Here is a 15,639-nt window from a genome sequence, read left to right on the forward strand (position 1 = left end):
CGGCCGGCCCCGGCGCCCGAGGACGGGACGTCAGCCGTTGGCGACGACCGGGTAGCGCGGCGTGCCGTCGGCCATCTGCCGGAGCGCGTCCTTGCGGTCCCGCTTCGAGAGGCGGTCGATGTACAGGTAGCCGTACAGGTGGTCCGTCTCGTGCTGGAGGCAGCGCGCGAAGTAACCCGTGCCCTCGACGGCGATCGGGTTGCCGTGCAGGTCCTGGCCGCGCACCACCGCGTAATCCGGCCTCGCCAGCTCCGCGTAGGCGGTCGGCACCGACAGGCAGCCCTCGTTGGAGTCGTCCAGGACCCGGCGGTCGGCCGGAAGCTCGTCCAGGACGGGGTTGCAGACGTGGCCGACGTGCCGGACGCCCTCGTCGTCCATGCAGTCGTACACGAAGACCTTGAGGTCGACGCCGATCTGGTTGGCGGCGAGGCCGACGCCCTCGGCCGTGCGCTGGCTGGCGAACATGTCGTCGATGAGCTGCGCGAGCTCGTCGTCGAAGTCGGTGACGTCCTTGCACTCCTTGTGCAGGACGGGGTTGCCGACGACGGTGATCGGGCGGGAGGTGCCGCGCTCACGGTGCGCGAGTTCACGCGCCTCGCAGTCCTCGGTGTCCACGATGAACTCGCTCGACTCGTCGTTCACCGGCTGCTCAGTGTCTTGCTGCGCCATGTCCGCCGTATGCCTCTCTCACAACCCGAAAACGCTATCTACAGGTTCATACAGGGTACGGGGGCCACGGCGGCCCCTCAGCAGACCTCTTCCAGATCCCGCCATTCCCGGGTGTCGGGACTGTCGGCGACCCAGCCGTCCAGCAGGCCGCGCACCAGGCCCGCGGGGGCCGCGATGCCGCACTCGCGCTCGGGCACCCACAGCGAGCCGGAGCCGGCCGTGCGGTGGCCCAGCGGGCCGGGGTGGCCGGGCTCGCTGTGGTCGTGCGGATCGAGGTGCTCGCCGTCGCCCTCGTCGCTGGGCATCCGGCTCTCCGAGCATGTGCGGCACAGCAGGCGCACCGAGGAGGACCAGTCCTCGGCGGCGAAACCGGCGTCGGCCGCGAGCCGCTCCAGCGCGTCCCGGTCGGCCTCGGTGGCGGCCTCCAGGAGGACGACCCAGGTCGGCACGGGCGAGGGCGCCCACAGCTCGATCTCGTCGAAGACGGGGAAGGAGGGCCCGGCGGCGGTGACCCGCTCGCCGTGCGGGACGCCGTCGTGCAGCACGACCTCGCCCCAGCGGCGGCCGGAGGACGGCAGCGGGATGGAGAGGACCTCCATGCGCGCCGGGTCCAGTCTGCGGCCCCACACCACCTCGGCCTCGCCCTCCGGGGAGAGCCGGACGGCCGCGCTGCCCAGCTCCATGCCGACGGGCTCCGCGGCCGGGCCGCCCTCGCCGGGCACCCGCAGCCCGTAGGCCTGCCAGGCGCGGCGGGCCAGCGGCCAGTCCTGGAGGGCGGTGGCGGCGATGCCCACGTTCCACCAGTCCGGCGCGCCCGCCTCTCTGTCCAGCAGCGCGACGGCGCGCAGGCCGGCGGCGCGGGCCTGCTCCCAGTCGTGCCGGAACTTGTGCAGCAGTGCGAGGTTGAACCACGACTCGGACAGCCACGGCTCCATGTCGGCGGCGCGCGTCAGCAATGCGCCCGCGTCCTCGTACCGGCCGTCGCCGATGAGAGTGAAGGCACGGTCGGTGGCCTGCCGCCACGAGGCGGAAGGCCGGTGCCGTACCTTGCCGAAGATCCTCACGATTCCCGCCTGCCGGTTTCTGCGTGCAACCACGCCGGATGGGCCGGGTGACGGCCGCCGTCCTCCCTGACGGCGCCCTGCCACACCTCAACTGCTCCGGGGAGCGGCGCCCACCACACCTCCTTGCCGACGCCAGCGCGCACGACACCCCCCGACTTCCGCATTCTCGCCATTTTCGTCGTCTCTTCGCATCCAACCATGCCCCTTCGGACGCCCGCTCATTACCCGTGGGTTCGGCGGGCTAGTCCCGGTTCGCCCGTACTCTCACAGGGCAGGTGGTGCCAGGCCGCCGCGTGCGAGCACCGCCGCGAGCGCCTCCACCACCCGGGGCTCGTGGTCGCGCGCGGTCGCCAGGCGGAGCCGCTCCAGCGCGCGCAGGGGGCCGCACGCCGGGTCTTCGGCCAGGTCGTCGTAGGCGTTGACGGTCCGCACGATACGGGCGGCGATCGGCTGGTCACGGTAGGGATCCGCCTGCTGCTCCACCGCCAGGGCGACTTCGGGGTCCACCCCGGTCTGCCGCACCACGGCGGCGCCCAGCCGGGCGAGCCGGCGGCGCTCGTCGGACGGCAGGGGCTCGGTGGCCCCGGCGGGCACCGGGTCCAGGAGGGAGAGCTGGCCGATGTCGTGCATCAGCGCCGCGTCCTCGACGACGGCGAGTTCGGCCGGGGGCAGCCCCAGTTCACGGCCGACGGCCCGGCCGAGCGACGCCACCCGGCGGGCGTGCCCGGCGGAGGTGTAGCCCGCGATCTCCGTGGCACGGGCCAGGGAGGCCACGGTCTGACGGCGGGTGGCCCGCACGGTCTCGTAGCGGTGGATGGACAGCTGGGTGACCAGCAGGGGCAGGCAGAAGACGGGCAGCGCCCAGAGCCCGGCGGCGGCGACGGCGACGGTTATCACCACGCCGGTGGCGCCGATCGCCGAGCCGACGCCGGGCAGCGCGCGCAGCTCCTCGCGCAGGGCCGGGCCGTACGGGGCGCCGGTGCGGGCGTGGGTGAGGGCGGCGGCCAGGACGGCGTCGCACAGGGCGGTCAGGACGAGCAGGAACAGCAGGCACAGCGTGTAGTACGGGCTGTGCGCGGGCCAGTGGCCGAGGGTGCCGACGTGGTGCAGGGGCTGGAAGCAGGTCGCGGCGAAGCCGGCGCCCAGGACGCGGCGGGCCAGGCGGTCGACGGCCGGGGGGCGGCCGACGGCGCCGGCCAGGGTGGCGCCCAGGACGACGGCGACGACCTGGGGGACGCCGTGCGAGGTGGGCTGGCCGCCGACGTCGCCGAGGAGGGCGTAGGCGAGGGTGCCGGCGGAGCCGAGGGGCGCGGTCTCGCACGCCTGTGCGCTGGGGCGCGGGCGGCGTCGTGCGGCCTCGCCGAGCGCGATGAGCGCGCCGTACGCCAGCGCGATGTGCGGTTGTGCAACCCCGCGCCAGGCGGTCCACGCCAGCGCGAGGAGGGCCGCGGCAGCGGCGGCAGCGTGCACGCCCTGGACGAACGGACGGCCCGTGCGCCGGTGACGCACCGTGCGCGCCCAGGTGAGCGCCCCGGGCCAGGCGCTCATGCGTGGCCACCCTGGCGGGCGGGGCGGCCGTCGGCCGCGATGGTGACGGAGCAGTGATCAAGAGGGACGTTTCGGCTGACCGGAGCTGGGGGTTCGGGCGGCTCGGGGGCCGCCGCGGGGTGCCAGCCGTGCCGGTCGAGCGCCTGGGAGAGCGCGGAGACCATCCGGGGGTCGAACTGGCTACCGGCGCAACGGCGGAGCTCGTCGAGAGCGGTGGGGACCGGGCGGGCGCGGCTGTAGCTGCGGGTGGAGGTCATGGCGTCGAAGGCGTCGGCGACGGCCACCACCCGGGCGAATTCCGGGATTTGACAGCCTGTCAGACCGTAGGGATAGCCGCTGCCGTCCAGGCGTTCGTGGTGGTGCAGGATCGCCGCCCGCGCCTCGTCGAGGAAGCCGATGCCGCGCACCATTTCGTGTCCGTACTCGGGGTGGAGCTCGATGACGCGGCGCTCCTCGGGGGTGAGCGGGCCGTCCTTGCGCAGCAGGCGGGTGGGGACGCCCAGTTTGCCGACGTCGTGCAGGATGCCGGCGAAGCGGAGGGCTTCCAGCCGCTCGCCGTGGATGCCCAGCTCCCGGGCGATCAGCACGGAGGCGCGGCCGACGCGCTCGCTGTGGCCGCGGGTGTAGTGGTCCTTGAGGTCCACGGCCTGCACCAGCGCGCGGACGGTGGCCTGGTGGGCGGCGCGCTCGCGGCGGCAGCGGTCCAGCACCCAGGCGGAGACGGACATCGGCAGCAGCACCAGCAGCGCGGAGGGCGGGCCGTAGGGGCTGTGCCACAGCACGGCCATGGTCAGCGCGGTGGGCCCGTTGAGCAGCGGGGGCACCAGCGCCCCCGGCAGCGGGCCGCGCCAGGCGGTGCGCGGGGAGCGGCCCTCGGCGGTGACGAGGGCGCCGCCGTCGAGCAGGGTGACGACGAGGGCGAAGACGAGGGCGGCGGCCAGCGCGGGCAGCAGCGCGCCCGGGAAGCCGGCCGCGGTGATCGCGCGGGGGGCGCCGCCGGTCAGCCGGCCGAAGACGGCCGAGGCCGCGGCGGCCGCGAGCGAGAACTGGGCCGCGTGCCACAGCCGCCGCACCCACACCGGGCGCCGCCCCACCCGCCCGGCGAGCGCGCCCGGCACGGCCACGAGCCCGGCGGCGGCCGGAGGCAGCAGGAACGCCCCGGCGAGCAGCACGGGCACCAGCAGCGGGCAGCGCGGCAGCCGTGCGCAGGTCAGGCAGACGCCCGCGAGGAAGGCCGCTGCCTTCCAGGGCACAGCCGACCCGTCCCGTATGACGGGCACGGCGCACAGCGCGGCGGCGAGCGCGGCGCACGCGATATACGCGCGCGCCGCCGCCGGAAGTGCCCACATGACGCGTCCCTCCCCGTGCCTTCAGACATGGCGCCTGGATGGTCTGGATGGGGAGGATAGACACAGCCGCGGGCCCGGAATACAGCATCCGGGTATTGCACCGTCCGTTCGGGTGACGTTCCCCGGTACGGTGGTTTGGATCAGTGACGCCGACAGACTGTCGCGCCGTTTCCGGCGGCCGCCGCGCGGGCGCGGCCCGCCGGATCAGTCCTGCTGGGCGGCGGCTTCCGCCGCCTTGGCCTCGGCCACCACGTCCTGCTCGGGGACGGTCTGGCCGGACCGGATCAGCTCGATCCGGCCCATGACCTTGGAGCGCAGGTCGGCGGGGACGTCGTCGTGGCCGCAGCAGCGCTTGACGAGCTTCTTCACCGCCTGTTCGAGCCCGTACTTCTCCAGGCAGGGAGAGCACTCGTCGATGTGCACCTCGAACTTGGCGCAATCGCCGTCGGGCATCTCGTGGTCGAGGAACTCGTAGAGATGGTCGAGGACTTCAGAGCAGTCCGTCTCGTGCGGCTCTCCGCAGCTCATGAGTCCGAGCCTTTCCGATTGTGCGACTCGTCGGAACCATTCGGCGCGGAAGCGGTCCCGGCGGGGACCAGACCGCGCTCGCGAGCGTAGTCCTCCAGCAGTCCGCGCAGCTGCCGACGGCCCCGGTGCAGCCGGGACATCACCGTGCCGATGGGGGTACCCATGATGTCCGCGATCTCCTTGTACGCAAAGCCCTCGACGTCCGCGAGGTAGACCGCGATGCGGAACTCCTCGGGAATGGCCTGGAGGGCCTCCTTGACATCGGAGTCGGGGAGGTGGTCGAGCGCCTGGGACTCGGCGGAGCGCAGACCCGTCGACATGTGCGACTCGGCGCGCGCCAGCTGCCAGTCCTCGATCTCCTCGGACGCGCTGCGCAGCGGCTCGCGCTGCTTCTTGCGGTACGAGTTGATGAAGGTGTTGGTCAGGATGCGGTACAGCCACGCCTTGAGGTTGGTGCCGTCCCGGAACTGGTGGAAGGACGCGTACGCCTTGGCATACGTCTCCTGCACCAGGTCCTCGGCGTCGGCCGCATTGCGCGTCATGCGCAGGGCCGCCGAGTACATCTGGTCCAGGAAGGTCAGGGCGTCGCGCTCGAAGCGCAGGTTGCGCTCCACCGCGGTTTCGGGCTGCCGCCTGCTGTCGTCCGCCCCCACGTCGGTCCCAGTGACCGGACCCACCTCCTCCAGCACCCTGGCGGAACCGGAAACGGATCCGCTCGAATCGGAGAATAGACGACGATCCGGTCCGCCCGCCGCTCCAGCCATGGCCGGCTGGGCCACACCCATGACCGCCCATCCGAGGTCGGCCGTCTGCGGGCGGGACGGGCATGCGATCGAACCCATGCGGGGAGCTCCCATTCCTTCGTCTGTGCCGGTGCGTGAACTACACGTGCCACAACAGCCGCACCGTGGATCTCATTCCCGCTCCGTGGAACGGCCGGTGGGAAGGTGCGCCAGCCACGCCCGGACCGCCTCCGTGATCACCTCCAGCGCCTGCTCCTGGGTGATCTCCGCCTTCTTCGGCACCGCGAAGCCGTGGTCGCCGTACGGCACCGCGACGGGCTCGTGGCCGGGCGGGAACTCCTCGGGGCGGCCGAACGGGTCGCGGGCGCCCTGCACGGTGAGCGTGGCCAGGCCGGTGCCGGTGAGCTCGTCGGCCCGGGTCTTCTCCGGCTTGCCCGGCGGGTGCAGGGGGAAGCTCAGGGCGAGCACCCCGGCGGCGCCGAGCTCCCCGGCGGTGCGGCACGCGACCCGGGCACCCGCGCTGCGGCCGCCCGCGACGACGGGGGCGCCCGGCGCCGCCAGCGCGGGCCACAGCGCCCGCCACGCCTCGTCCAGGGTCTTGGGCGCGGGGGCGACCTTCTTGCCCGCCACCCGCCACGGCTGCTCGACCAGCGCGACGGTCACACCGTCGGCGGGCAGGGCCTCGGCGAGCGCCCGCAGGTCGCGGGCCTCGACGCCGCCACCCGCCCCGTGCCCGAGGGCAAGGACGAGCCGCGGCGGCGAGGCAGCCGCCGGGTACCAGTGGATGCGGGCTTCTCCGGCAGGGGTCTGCACACTCTCGGTCGTCACCCGCCCCATCCTGCCCGGCCCGCGGCTCAGAACAGCGTCGACTCCTCCGGCGCCGCCAGCTCCTCCAGCAGCTCGGGGCCGTTGTTGCGCACGTCGCTGACGGCCGTGGTGACCGGGTAGGCCCGTACGAGCCCGGACGGCGGGGGCGCCAGCAGCACGCGCAGCTCCTGCACGTCGGTGCGCGCCGGGTCCAGCCACGCGTCCCACCGCTCGGGCGGCAGCACCAGCGGCATCCTCGGGTGGATCTCCGCCAGCGACCGCGGCCCCGGCTCCAGCGCCGGGTGCGGCTGCGCGAAGGGCTCCGGGTCCGCGTCCGTGGTGAGCACGGAACACGTGGCCCACCACGCCTGGGGGTGGTCGCCGGGCAGCGTCGGGTCGCGCCAGAACTCGTATATCCCGGCCATGGCCATCACCGAGCCGTCGGCCGGCGTCACGAAGTACGGCTGCTTGCGCGTCCGCTTCCTGCGGCCCTGCTCCTCCAGCTCCCGCTCCTGCGCGCCGGTGACCCACTCGTAGTAACCGTCCGCCGGCAGCAGGCAGCGCCGGGTCTCGAAGGCCCGCCGGAAGGACGGCTTCTCGTGCACCGTCTCCGACCGCGCATTGATCATCTTCGCGGCGCCCTCCGGGTTCTTGGCCCAGGACGGCACCAGTCCCCACCGCAAGGCGCGCAGCTGACGAACCGGACGCCGCTCGGCAGCGTCTTTCAGAGGACGTTCGAGCACCGCGTAGACGCTCTTCGTCGGCGCCACGTTCCAGTCCGGAGCAAGCGTCTCCTCCGGTTCCCACTTCTCCACCCCGAAGAGCCCGGTCAGATCCTCCGGTCTCCGGCTCGCCGCATATCGACCGCACATGAGTGCCACACTGCCACGAAGACGCAAGGAGCGGCTCACCCCATGGACAGCACCACCGCCACCGACCTGTGGGACCGCGTCTTCGGCGTCCAGCCGCACCCCCCGGTCTGGCTGACCGTCGTCACCGGCCTCGTCGCGCTGGCGGCCGTCACGCCGTACGGCGTCTGGCGGGTGACCCGCAACGCCGTCACCATCGCCCACGAGGGCGGGCACGCGCTGGTGGCCCTGGTGTGCGGGCGGCGGCTGGACGGCATCCGGCTGCACTCCGACACCTCCGGACTGACCGTCTCGCGCGGCAGGCCCACCGGCCCGGGCATGATCCTGACGGCCGCCGCGGGCTACACCGCGCCCTCACTGCTCGGCCTGGCCGGGGCCTGGCTGCTGGCCGCCGGGCACACCACGGCGCTGCTGTGGGGCGCCGCGGCCCTGCTCGCCGCGATGCTCGTGATGATCCGCAACGCCTACGGGGTGCTGACGGTGGTGCTCGCCGGGGGCGCGTTCGTGGTGGTGTCCTGGCTGGCCGGGACGCACGTGCAGGCGGCGTTCGCGTACGCGGTGGTGTGGTTCCTGCTGCTGGGCGGGGTGCGGCCGCCCTTCGAGCTGCAGCGCAAGCGACGGCACGGCGGGGCCCCGGATTCCGACGCGGACCAGCTGGCGCGGCTGACGAACGTGCCCCCGCTGGTGTGGCTGTTCTTCTTCCACGTCGTCTCCCTCTGCTCGCTGGCGGGAGGCGGCCGCTGGCTGCTGGGCCTGTGACCCGGACGGTCACGGGGAGCGAGCCACTAAGGTAAGGAGCATGACCGAGAGCCCCGCGCACACCGACCTCTGGCCCGCCCCGCTCGCAAGCGGAGCCGTCGACGCGACCGTCACCGTGCCCGGTTCGAAGTCGGTCACCAACCGCGGCCTGGTGCTGGCCGCCCTGGCCGCCGAGCCGGGCTGGCTGCGCCGCCCGCTGCGCTCGCGCGACACCGTGCTGATGGCCGAGGCGCTGCGCGCCCTGGGCGTGGGCATCGAGGAGGGCGTGGGCCCCGACGGCACCGGCGAGGCCTGGCGCGTGATCCCCGCCGGGCTGCACGGCCCTGCGACCGTCGACGTCGGCAACGCCGGCACCGTCATGCGCTTCCTGCCGCCGGTCGCCACCCTGGCCGACGGCCCGGTCCGCTTCGACGGCGACCCCCGCAGCTACGAACGCCCCCTGCACGGAGTGATCGACGCGCTGCGCGCGCTGGGCGCCCGGATCGACGACAACGACCGGGGCGCCCTGCCCATGACCGTGCACGGCGCCGGGGCGCTGGACGGCGGTCCGGTGGAGATCGACGCCTCCTCGTCCTCGCAGTTCGTCAGCGCCCTGCTGCTGTCCGGGCCGCGCTTCAACCAGGGCGTCGAGGTGCGTCACGTCGGCGCCGCGCTGCCGTCCCTGCCGCACATCCGGATGACCGTGGACATGCTGCGCGCGGCGGGCGCCCAGGTCGACACGCCGGAGTCCGGCGGCGAGCCCAACGTGTGGCGGGTCTCCCCCAGCGCCCTGCTCGGCCGGGACCTGGTCGTCGAGCCCGACCTCTCCAACGCGGCGCCGTTCCTGGCCGCCGCGCTGGTCACCGGCGGCCGCGTCACCATCCCCGACTGGCCCGAGCGCACCACCCAGCCGGGCGACGCGCTGCGCGAGATCTTCACCGCCATGGGCGGCAGCTGCGAGCTGACCGAAGCGGGGCTGACCTTCACCGGCACCGGCCGCATCCGCGGCATCGAGGCCGACCTGCACGAGGTCGGCGAGCTCACCCCGGTGATCGCGGCGGTCGCCGCGCTCGCCGACTCCGAGTCCGTCCTGAGCGGCATCGCCCACCTGCGGCTGCACGAGACCGACCGGCTGGCCGCCCTGGCCAAGGAGATCAACGAACTGGGCGGCGACGTCACCGAGACCGCCGACGGGCTGCGCATCCGCCCGCGCACCCTGCACGGCGGCGTCTTCCACACCTACGAGGACCACCGGCTGGCCACCGCGGCCGCCGTCATCGGCCTCGCCGTCGACGGCGTCCAGGTGGAGAACGTCGCCACCACCGCCAAGACGCTCCCGGACTTCCCGGAGCTGTGGACCGGAATGCTCGGATCCGTCGCGGGGGCGACGACGGTGCCGAGCGCCTGAGAGACCCTGGAAGACCCATGCGCCGCTACGGCAAGCACACCGACGAGGACGACGTCCGCGTCCGCCCCAACCGCAAGGGCAACCGCCCCCGGACCAGCATCCGTCCCAAGCACGAGGACGCCTCCGAGGGCTTCGTCGTCACCGTCGACCGCGGCCGGCTGACCGTCCTCGTCGACGGCCGCACCATCACCGCCATGAAGGCCCGCGAACTGGGCCGCAAGAGCGCCGTGGTCGGCGACCAGGTCGCCGTCGTGGGCGACCTCAGCGGCGACAAGGACACCCTCGCCCGGATCGTCCGCGTCGAGGAGCGCCGCTCGGTGCTGCGCCGCACGGCCGACGACGACGATCCGTACGAGCGGGTGGTGGTCGCCAACGCCGACCAGCTGGCGATCGTCACCGCCCTCGCCGACCCCGAGCCGCGCCCCCGCCTGATCGACCGCTGTCTGGTCGCCGCGTACGACGCGGGGCTCGAACCGCTGCTCGTTCTGACGAAGTCGGACCTGGCTTCGGCGGAAAATCTGATGAGCTCCTACGGTGCGCTGGGTGTGCCGTATGTGGTGACGAGCCGTGAGGAGCTGGCCGACGGAGAAGCCGCCGACCGGGTCCGCGAGCGGCTGGCCGGCCGCGTCACCGCGTTCGTCGGGCACTCCGGCGTCGGCAAGACGACGCTGGTCAACGCCCTGGTGCCGGACCGCCAGCGGACCACCGGGCATGTCAACGCGGTCACCGGCCGCGGCCGGCACACCACCACCTCGGCCCTCGCCCTGCCGCTGCCGGACGGCTCGGGCTGGGTCATCGACACCCCGGGCGTACGGTCCTTCGGGCTGCACCACGTGGACCCGTCCCGGGTGATCCACGCCTTCCCCGATCTGGAGCCGGGCACCGAGGGCTGCCCCCGCGCATGCAGCCACGACGAGGTGGACTGCGCTCTGGACCAGTGGGTGACGGACGGCCACGCCGACCCGCAGCGGCTGTATTCGCTGCGCCGGCTGCTGGAGACCCGGGAGCGGCGCGAAGGCGACTGATCGCCTACGTTTGCGAGTGACCGCCTGCGGCAAGGGCAACAACGACACCGGGGCAGACGGGGCGGTCCGGCAAACGGGAGGCGTGCGATGGCGTGGCTGTTGGTTGTGGTCGCCGGGCTGCTGGAGACCGGCTTCGCCGTCTGCCTCAAGCTCTCGCACGGTTTCACCCGGCTGTGGCCCACGATCGCCTTCGCCTGTTTCGCGCTGGGCAGCTTCGGCCTCCTCACGCTCTCGCTGCGCAAGCTGGACGTGGGCCCGGCCTACGCGGTGTGGACGGGCATCGGCGCGGCGGGGACCGCGATCTACGGCATGGTCTTCCTCGGCGACCTCGTCTCCACGCTCAAGCTGGTCTCCATCGCCCTGGTGATCGTGGGCGTCATCGGTCTCCAGCTGTCGGGCTCGGCGCACTGACGGCTCCGGCCGGCCCGTCCTCCGCCTCCAGCAGCACGCGCACCAGGTAGGCGACCTCGCGCGCCGCCTCCTCGTCCGAGGCGGCCGGGGCGAGCACGTAGGAAAGCGTGAGCCGGACCGCCGCCTCGCAGGCGCGCCGTGTGCTGCTTCCGGGGTCGCCCGTGCCGCCCGGTGCGCCGTCGACGGCGGCGGCCGCGCTGTCGCGCAGCCGGTCGGCCAGCGCGCCGGGCGAGTGCGGCACGCCGCGGAAGGAGCAGGGCGCGGGCGGTGGGGTGCGCGGCGCCGGGACGGCGGGGGCCGCGGCGGCCGGGAGCCGTTCGCCGCGACATCCGGTGAGGGCGGCTCGTACGAATGGGTTGGTGCGCGCGGCGCGCAGGGTGCACAGGGCGGCCGCGGCGCAGCAGTCCCCGGCGTCCGCGCCCCCCTGGGCGGCGGTGTCCGCCAGGGAGCGCTCCACTGCGGCGAGGAAGGTCTCGGCCTCGCGCCGCACCAGGGCGCGCGCGAGCCCGTCCTTGCTGCCGAACTCGTTGTACAGCGTCTGCCGGGACACCCCGGCCGCGACCGCGACGTCGACCATCCGGACCCCGTTCCAGGGCCGGACGCCGAGCGCCGTGAAGGCCGCGTCCAGCAAGAGCTCTCGTGCCGCGGGCATCGTCGCCTCCCCGGCCGTACGGCCGCACGACGGTTGGGGCCAGGCCAAAGGATTGACGTGCCGCCAGACGGTGTCAAGAGCCCCTGCGGGCCGCGCCGCACGTGACCTGACCTTGGCCACGGGTAATGTGCAAGTCATGTCCGACTACCACGATGATCTGCGTCTGGCCCACGTCCTGGCGGATGCCGCCGACGCGGCCACCATGGACCGGTTCAAGGCCCTCGACCTCAAGGTCGAGACCAAACCGGACATGACTCCGGTGTCCGAGGCGGACAAGGCCGCCGAGGAGCTGATCCGCGGTCATCTCCAGCGTGCCCGGCCGCGGGACGCCGTCCTGGGCGAGGAGTTCGGCAGCGAGGGCACGGGCCCGCGCCGCTGGGTGATCGACCCGATCGACGGCACCAAGAACTACGTCCGCGGGGTGCCCGTGTGGGCCACGCTGATCTCGCTGATGGTGCAGGGCGAGGGCGGCTACCACCCGGTGGTGGGGCTGGTGTCGGCACCGGCCCTGGGCCGCCGCTGGTGGGCCGCGAAGGACTCCGGCGCCTACACCGGACGCAGCCTGACCTCGGCGACCCGGCTCCAGGCGTCACGGGTGGGCCGGATCGCGGACGCCTCCTTCGCGTACTCCTCGCTGTCGGGCTGGGAGGAGCGCGGGCTGCTGCCGGGCTTCCTGGACCTGACGCGGGACTGCTGGCGCACGCGCGGCTACGGCGACTTCTGGCCGTACATGATGGTCGCCGAGGGTTCGGTGGACATCTGTGCGGAGCCGGAGCTGTCGCTGTGGGACATGGCGGCGAACGCCGTCATCGTCGAGGAGGCGGGCGGCCGCTTCACCGGCCTGGACGGACGCCCGGGGCCGCACAGCGGCAATGCCGCCGCGTCGAACGGGCTGCTGCACGACGAACTGCTGGGCTATCTGCAGCGCTAGGGCTTGCAAAGGGGCGGCAAAGCGGCCGACGTGCGCCCCCTTGTCTGCCGTCGGACGGGCTGACACGATGACACCTCACCGCTTGTGAACATGTGAACGCCCTCGTTGGCCCTGCCTTCGTCGGCGAAGGAGGTGGCTTAGGCCATGCTCGTCCGTGACGCCATGAGCACCGTAGTCCTCACCATCGGCCCCGCACACACCCTCCGGCACGCGGCCCGGCTGATGTCCGCGCGCAGGATCGGAGCCGCGGTCGTCCTCGATCCGGACGCCGGGGGCCCCGGCATCCTGACCGAGCGCGATGTCCTCAACGCGGTAGGGGCGGGCCAGGATCCCGACCGCGAGACCGCACAGGGCCACACCACCACCGACGTCGTCTACGCGACCCCCGAGTGGACCCTGGAGGAGGCCGCCGCCGCGATGGCGGACGGCGGCTTCCGGCATCTGATCGTCCTGGACGGGCACGAGCCGGTGGGCGTGGTGTCGGTCCGCGACATCATCCGCTGCTGGGCCGCGACCCGGGAGCGCAGCCGGGTGCTGACCGGTTGACGCAAGGCCGGAGAGGCCGGAGCCCACTGGCGTCCGGCCTCTCCGGTGGTACGGCAAGCGCCCTCAGCCGCGCAGGGCCTGGACCGCGGCCTCGAGCCGCTTGCCGTAGTCGGGGTCCGCCTGGCGGAAGTTGTCGATCGCGCGCTCGACGATGTCGTCGCGGGACACCTTGGCTATGAAGCCGGCGAGGTTGGCGATCAGACGACCCTTCTCCTCCTCCGACATCAGCCGGTAGAGGTTGCCCGCCTGGACGAAGTCGTTGTCCTCGGCGTGCGAGGGGGCCGCGGTGCTGCCCGTCCACCCGGTCACCGGAAGGGGCTGCCACAGCGGCCGGCCGGTCTCGACGGGGCCGCCGAAGCTGTTGGGCTCGTAGTTCTTGGCCTTGCCGTGGCGGCCGTCGTAGGCGTAGCCGTCACGGCTGTTGGTCCGGGCGACGGTGGCGTGCGGACGGTTGACCGGCAGGTGGTCGGCGTTGATGCCGACGCGGTAGCGGTGGGCGTCGCCGTAGGCGAAGAGACGGCCCTGGAGCATCTTGTCGGGGGACGGGCCGATGCCCGGCACGAAGTGCGCCGGAGAGAAGATCGACTGCTCGACCTCGGCGAAGATGTTCTCGGGGTTGCGGTTGAGCTCCAGCTTGCCGATCTCGATCGGCGGGTAGTCCTCGTGCGGCCAGACCTTGGTGAGGTCGAAGGGGTTGAAGCGGTAGTTCTCCGCCTCGGCCGCGGGCATGATCTGCACCTGGACGGTCCAGGTCGGGAAGTCGCCGCGCTCGATGGCCTCGCGCAGGTCGCGCTGGTGGCTGTCGGGGTCCTCGCCCGCGAGCTTGTTCGCCTCGTCCTGGGGGAGGCTCTTGACGCCCTGGTCGGTCTTGAAGTGGTACTTGACCCAGAAGGCCTCGCCGGCCTCGTTGTTCCACTGGTAGGTGTGCGAGCCGTAGCCGTTCATGTGGCGGTACGAGGCGGGGATGCCCCGGTCGCCGAAGAGCCAGGTCACCTGGTGGGTCGACTCCGGCGACAGGCCCCAGAAGTCCCAGACGTTGTCCGCCTCCTGCGAGCCGGTGTACGGGTCGCGCTTCTGGGTGTGGATGAAGTCGGGGAACTTGATGGCGTCCTTGATGAAGAACACCGGGGTGTTGTTGCCGACGAGGTCGTAATTGCCCTCTTCGGTGTAGAACTTCAGCGCGAAGCCGCGCGGGTCGCGGACCGCGTCCGCCGCACCGAGGTTGCCCGCAACGGTGGAGAAGCGCAGGAACGTTTCGGTCTGCTTGCCCACCTCGGAGAGGAACTTCGCCCGGGTGTAGCGGCTGACGTCGGCGGTGACGGTGAAGGTGCCGTAGGCGCCCGCGCCGCGGGCGTGCACCACGCGCTCCGGGATGCGCTCGCGGTTGAAGTGGGCGAGCTTCTCCAGCAGCAGCTGGTCCTGCACCAGGACGGGGCCGCCGAGGCCCGCGGTCTCACTGTTCTGGTTGTCCGCGACCGGAGCTCCGGACTCCGTCGTCAGCGGGCCCGTGGTCGTCTCGTCCTGCACCGACACGTACGCCTCCGTCATCTCGTCTGCCACACGGCTGGGCAGGTCGCCCTGCGCTTCGGCCGGAACCCGATCCTACATTGGACTTTGTCTAAGTCAAGATGGACCTGACATAAATACTGGATCCATGGGTGGACAAGGGCCGCTGCTACGCTGGTGCTATCTGACTGATGGGTGAATGGCATGAGTGACCTGCTGGAACGGCTCCGGGGACGCGGCTGGCGGCTGACCGCACAGCGACGCGTCGTCGCCGAAGTGCTCGACGGGGACCACGTGCACTACACCGCCGACGAAGTGCACGCGAAGGCGGCGAACCTGCTGCCGGAAATCTCGCGCGCGACGGTGTACAACACCCTCGGCGAGCTGGTCTCGCTCGGCGAGGTGCTGGAAGTGAGCACGGACGGCCGCGCCAAGCGCTACGACCCCAACGCCCACCACGCACACCAGCACCTGGTGTGCTCCCGGTGCGGCACGATCCGCGACGTCCACCCCTCGGGGGACCTGATCGCCGGCCTGCCGGCCGAGGAGCGCTTCGGCTTCCAGGTCGCAGCGGTCGAGGTGACCTACCGCGGCCTCTGCCCGGCCTGCGCGGCGGCCTGACGGCTTCGGGGGGAGCCTTCGGGGGCGGGGGTTCACCCGGCCCAGAGGCCTTGAACGCGACGAAGGCCCGGATCCTTGAGGATCCGGGCCTTCGTATCAGTAGCGGGGACAGGATTTGAACCTGCGACCTCTGGGTTATGAGCCCAGCGAGCTACCGAGCTGCTCCACCCCGCGTCGATGAAGCAACTCTAACCCGGCCGTCACCGCACATGCAAACGGCTTCA

17 protein-coding genes and 1 tRNA gene are annotated in these 15,639 nt (G+C 72.8%); 7 read left to right on the forward strand and 11 right to left on the reverse strand.

Annotation, left to right across the window (positions count from 1 at the left end; translation table 11 throughout):
- Nucleotides 1-30 precede the first annotated feature (30 nt).
- From def to FHS39_RS01975, 8 genes are all read right to left on the reverse strand, one after another.
- Nucleotides 31-669: a peptide deformylase gene (def, locus tag FHS39_RS01940; RefSeq protein WP_184345992.1), complete on the reverse strand. Its 639-nt coding sequence runs from the start codon at nucleotides 667-669 to the stop codon at nucleotides 31-33.
- Between the two features lie 77 nt (nucleotides 670-746).
- Entirely contained in the window at nucleotides 747-1,733 is a 987-nt protein-coding gene (locus FHS39_RS01945; protein WP_184345993.1) for a hypothetical protein, read from the reverse strand.
- Between the two features lie 264 nt (nucleotides 1,734-1,997).
- A complete protein-coding gene (locus tag FHS39_RS01950; protein WP_246469753.1) occupies nucleotides 1,998-3,281 on the reverse strand; it encodes an HD-GYP domain-containing protein in 1,284 nt (427 codons plus the stop codon).
- Nucleotides 3,278-4,630 (reverse strand): HD-GYP domain-containing protein, encoded by a 1,353-nt coding sequence (locus FHS39_RS01955; RefSeq protein ID WP_184345994.1) that lies wholly within the window; start codon nucleotides 4,628-4,630, stop codon nucleotides 3,278-3,280. The genes FHS39_RS01950 and FHS39_RS01955 overlap by 4 nt, the downstream gene beginning before the upstream one ends.
- Nucleotides 4,631-4,834: 204 nt before the next feature.
- Complete coding sequence (gene rsrA / locus FHS39_RS01960) at nucleotides 4,835-5,158, reverse strand: mycothiol system anti-sigma-R factor (protein ID WP_184345995.1); 324 nt, start codon at nucleotides 5,156-5,158, stop codon at nucleotides 4,835-4,837.
- A complete protein-coding gene (locus FHS39_RS01965; RefSeq protein ID WP_246469755.1) occupies nucleotides 5,155-6,000 on the reverse strand; it encodes a sigma-70 family RNA polymerase sigma factor in 846 nt (281 codons plus the stop codon). Before FHS39_RS01965 ends, rsrA begins: the two co-directional genes overlap by 4 nt.
- A gap of 72 nt (nucleotides 6,001-6,072) precedes the next feature.
- Nucleotides 6,073-6,738 carry an alpha/beta hydrolase family protein gene (locus FHS39_RS01970; protein ID WP_184345996.1) on the reverse strand — a complete coding sequence of 222 codons (666 nt, stop codon included), beginning with the start codon at nucleotides 6,736-6,738 and terminating at the stop codon, nucleotides 6,073-6,075.
- A 17-nt stretch (nucleotides 6,739-6,755) separates the two neighbouring features.
- The gene (locus FHS39_RS01975; protein ID WP_184345997.1) at nucleotides 6,756-7,580 is read right to left on the reverse strand and encodes an SOS response-associated peptidase; all 825 of its coding nucleotides are present in this window, start codon (nucleotides 7,578-7,580) and stop codon (nucleotides 6,756-6,758) included.
- A 42-nt stretch (nucleotides 7,581-7,622) separates the two neighbouring features.
- Here FHS39_RS01975 and FHS39_RS01980 point away from each other — a divergent pair, with 42 nt between their 5' ends.
- The 4 genes from FHS39_RS01980 to FHS39_RS01995 all read left to right on the forward strand — a co-directional run bounded on the left by FHS39_RS01980 (nucleotide 7,623) and on the right by FHS39_RS01995 (nucleotide 11,159).
- Complete coding sequence (locus FHS39_RS01980; protein WP_184345998.1) at nucleotides 7,623-8,336, forward strand: M50 family metallopeptidase; 714 nt, start codon at nucleotides 7,623-7,625, stop codon at nucleotides 8,334-8,336.
- A 40-nt stretch (nucleotides 8,337-8,376) separates the two neighbouring features.
- Nucleotides 8,377-9,723: a 3-phosphoshikimate 1-carboxyvinyltransferase gene (gene aroA / locus FHS39_RS01985; protein ID WP_184345999.1), complete on the forward strand. Its 1,347-nt coding sequence runs from the start codon at nucleotides 8,377-8,379 to the stop codon at nucleotides 9,721-9,723.
- Between the two features lie 17 nt (nucleotides 9,724-9,740).
- Nucleotides 9,741-10,748 (forward strand): ribosome small subunit-dependent GTPase A, encoded by a 1,008-nt coding sequence (gene rsgA, locus FHS39_RS01990; protein WP_184346000.1) that lies wholly within the window; start codon nucleotides 9,741-9,743, stop codon nucleotides 10,746-10,748.
- An 87-nt stretch (nucleotides 10,749-10,835) separates the two neighbouring features.
- Entirely contained in the window at nucleotides 10,836-11,159 is a 324-nt protein-coding gene (locus tag FHS39_RS01995; RefSeq protein WP_184346001.1) for a DMT family transporter, read from the forward strand.
- Here the strand turns inward: FHS39_RS01995 and FHS39_RS02000 are convergent.
- Nucleotides 11,125-11,811 carry a TetR/AcrR family transcriptional regulator gene (locus FHS39_RS02000; RefSeq protein WP_184346002.1) on the reverse strand — a complete coding sequence of 229 codons (687 nt, stop codon included), beginning with the start codon at nucleotides 11,809-11,811 and terminating at the stop codon, nucleotides 11,125-11,127. The two genes, FHS39_RS01995 and FHS39_RS02000, sit on opposite strands and share 35 nt — an antisense overlap.
- A 136-nt stretch (nucleotides 11,812-11,947) precedes the next feature.
- Here FHS39_RS02000 and hisN point away from each other — a divergent pair, with 136 nt between their 5' ends.
- Nucleotides 11,948-12,742 (forward strand): histidinol-phosphatase, encoded by a 795-nt coding sequence (gene hisN, locus FHS39_RS02005; RefSeq protein ID WP_184346003.1) that lies wholly within the window; start codon nucleotides 11,948-11,950, stop codon nucleotides 12,740-12,742.
- 144 nt (nucleotides 12,743-12,886) lie between these two features.
- Nucleotides 12,887-13,288 carry a CBS domain-containing protein gene (locus FHS39_RS02010; protein ID WP_184346004.1) on the forward strand — a complete coding sequence of 134 codons (402 nt, stop codon included), beginning with the start codon at nucleotides 12,887-12,889 and terminating at the stop codon, nucleotides 13,286-13,288.
- A gap of 63 nt (nucleotides 13,289-13,351) precedes the next feature.
- On the opposite strand, the gene FHS39_RS02015 is transcribed toward FHS39_RS02010, so the two are convergent.
- The gene (locus tag FHS39_RS02015) at nucleotides 13,352-14,836 is read right to left on the reverse strand and encodes a catalase (RefSeq protein ID WP_184346644.1); all 1,485 of its coding nucleotides are present in this window, start codon (nucleotides 14,834-14,836) and stop codon (nucleotides 13,352-13,354) included.
- Between the two features lie 162 nt (nucleotides 14,837-14,998).
- On the opposite strand from FHS39_RS02015, the gene FHS39_RS02020 reads away from it, so the two are divergent.
- Nucleotides 14,999-15,415, forward strand: a complete 417-nt coding sequence (locus FHS39_RS02020) for a Fur family transcriptional regulator (RefSeq protein WP_184346005.1) — start codon at nucleotides 14,999-15,001, stop codon at nucleotides 15,413-15,415.
- Between the two features lie 100 nt (nucleotides 15,416-15,515).
- On the opposite strand, the gene FHS39_RS02025 is transcribed toward FHS39_RS02020, so the two are convergent.
- Nucleotides 15,516-15,589: transfer RNA gene (locus FHS39_RS02025), tRNA-Met, on the reverse strand.
- Nucleotides 15,590-15,639 lie beyond the last annotated feature (50 nt).

It is taken from the genome of Streptomyces olivoverticillatus, from assembly GCF_014203555.1.
GTDB classification, from domain to species: Bacteria; Actinomycetota; Actinomycetes; order Streptomycetales; family Streptomycetaceae; genus Streptomyces; species Streptomyces olivoverticillatus.

Coding starts and splice junctions, on each gene's coding strand:
- FHS39_RS02010 (WP_184346004.1), top strand. CDS start 12,887: ATGCTCGTCCGTGACGCCATGAGCACCGTAGTCCTCACCATCGGCCCC.
- def (WP_184345992.1), bottom strand. CDS start 669: ATGGCGCAGCAAGACACTGAGCAGCCGGTGAACGACGAGTCGAGCGAG.
- FHS39_RS01970 (WP_184345996.1), bottom strand. CDS start 6,738: ATGGGGCGGGTGACGACCGAGAGTGTGCAGACCCCTGCCGGAGAAGCC.
- FHS39_RS02020 (WP_184346005.1), top strand. CDS start 14,999: ATGAGTGACCTGCTGGAACGGCTCCGGGGACGCGGCTGGCGGCTGACC.
- FHS39_RS01955 (WP_184345994.1), bottom strand. CDS start 4,630: ATGTGGGCACTTCCGGCGGCGGCGCGCGCGTATATCGCGTGCGCCGCG.
- FHS39_RS01995 (WP_184346001.1), top strand. CDS start 10,836: ATGGCGTGGCTGTTGGTTGTGGTCGCCGGGCTGCTGGAGACCGGCTTC.
- FHS39_RS02000 (WP_184346002.1), bottom strand. CDS start 11,811: ATGCCCGCGGCACGAGAGCTCTTGCTGGACGCGGCCTTCACGGCGCTC.
- aroA (WP_184345999.1), top strand. CDS start 8,377: ATGACCGAGAGCCCCGCGCACACCGACCTCTGGCCCGCCCCGCTCGCA.
- rsrA (WP_184345995.1), bottom strand. CDS start 5,158: ATGAGCTGCGGAGAGCCGCACGAGACGGACTGCTCTGAAGTCCTCGAC.
- rsgA (WP_184346000.1), top strand. CDS start 9,741: ATGCGCCGCTACGGCAAGCACACCGACGAGGACGACGTCCGCGTCCGC.
- FHS39_RS01980 (WP_184345998.1), top strand. CDS start 7,623: ATGGACAGCACCACCGCCACCGACCTGTGGGACCGCGTCTTCGGCGTC.
- hisN (WP_184346003.1), top strand. CDS start 11,948: ATGTCCGACTACCACGATGATCTGCGTCTGGCCCACGTCCTGGCGGAT.
- FHS39_RS01965 (WP_246469755.1), bottom strand. CDS start 6,000: ATGGGTTCGATCGCATGCCCGTCCCGCCCGCAGACGGCCGACCTCGGA.
- FHS39_RS01950 (WP_246469753.1), bottom strand. CDS start 3,281: ATGAGCGCCTGGCCCGGGGCGCTCACCTGGGCGCGCACGGTGCGTCAC.
- FHS39_RS01975 (WP_184345997.1), bottom strand. CDS start 7,580: ATGTGCGGTCGATATGCGGCGAGCCGGAGACCGGAGGATCTGACCGGG.
- FHS39_RS02015 (WP_184346644.1), bottom strand. CDS start 14,836: ATGACGGAGGCGTACGTGTCGGTGCAGGACGAGACGACCACGGGCCCG.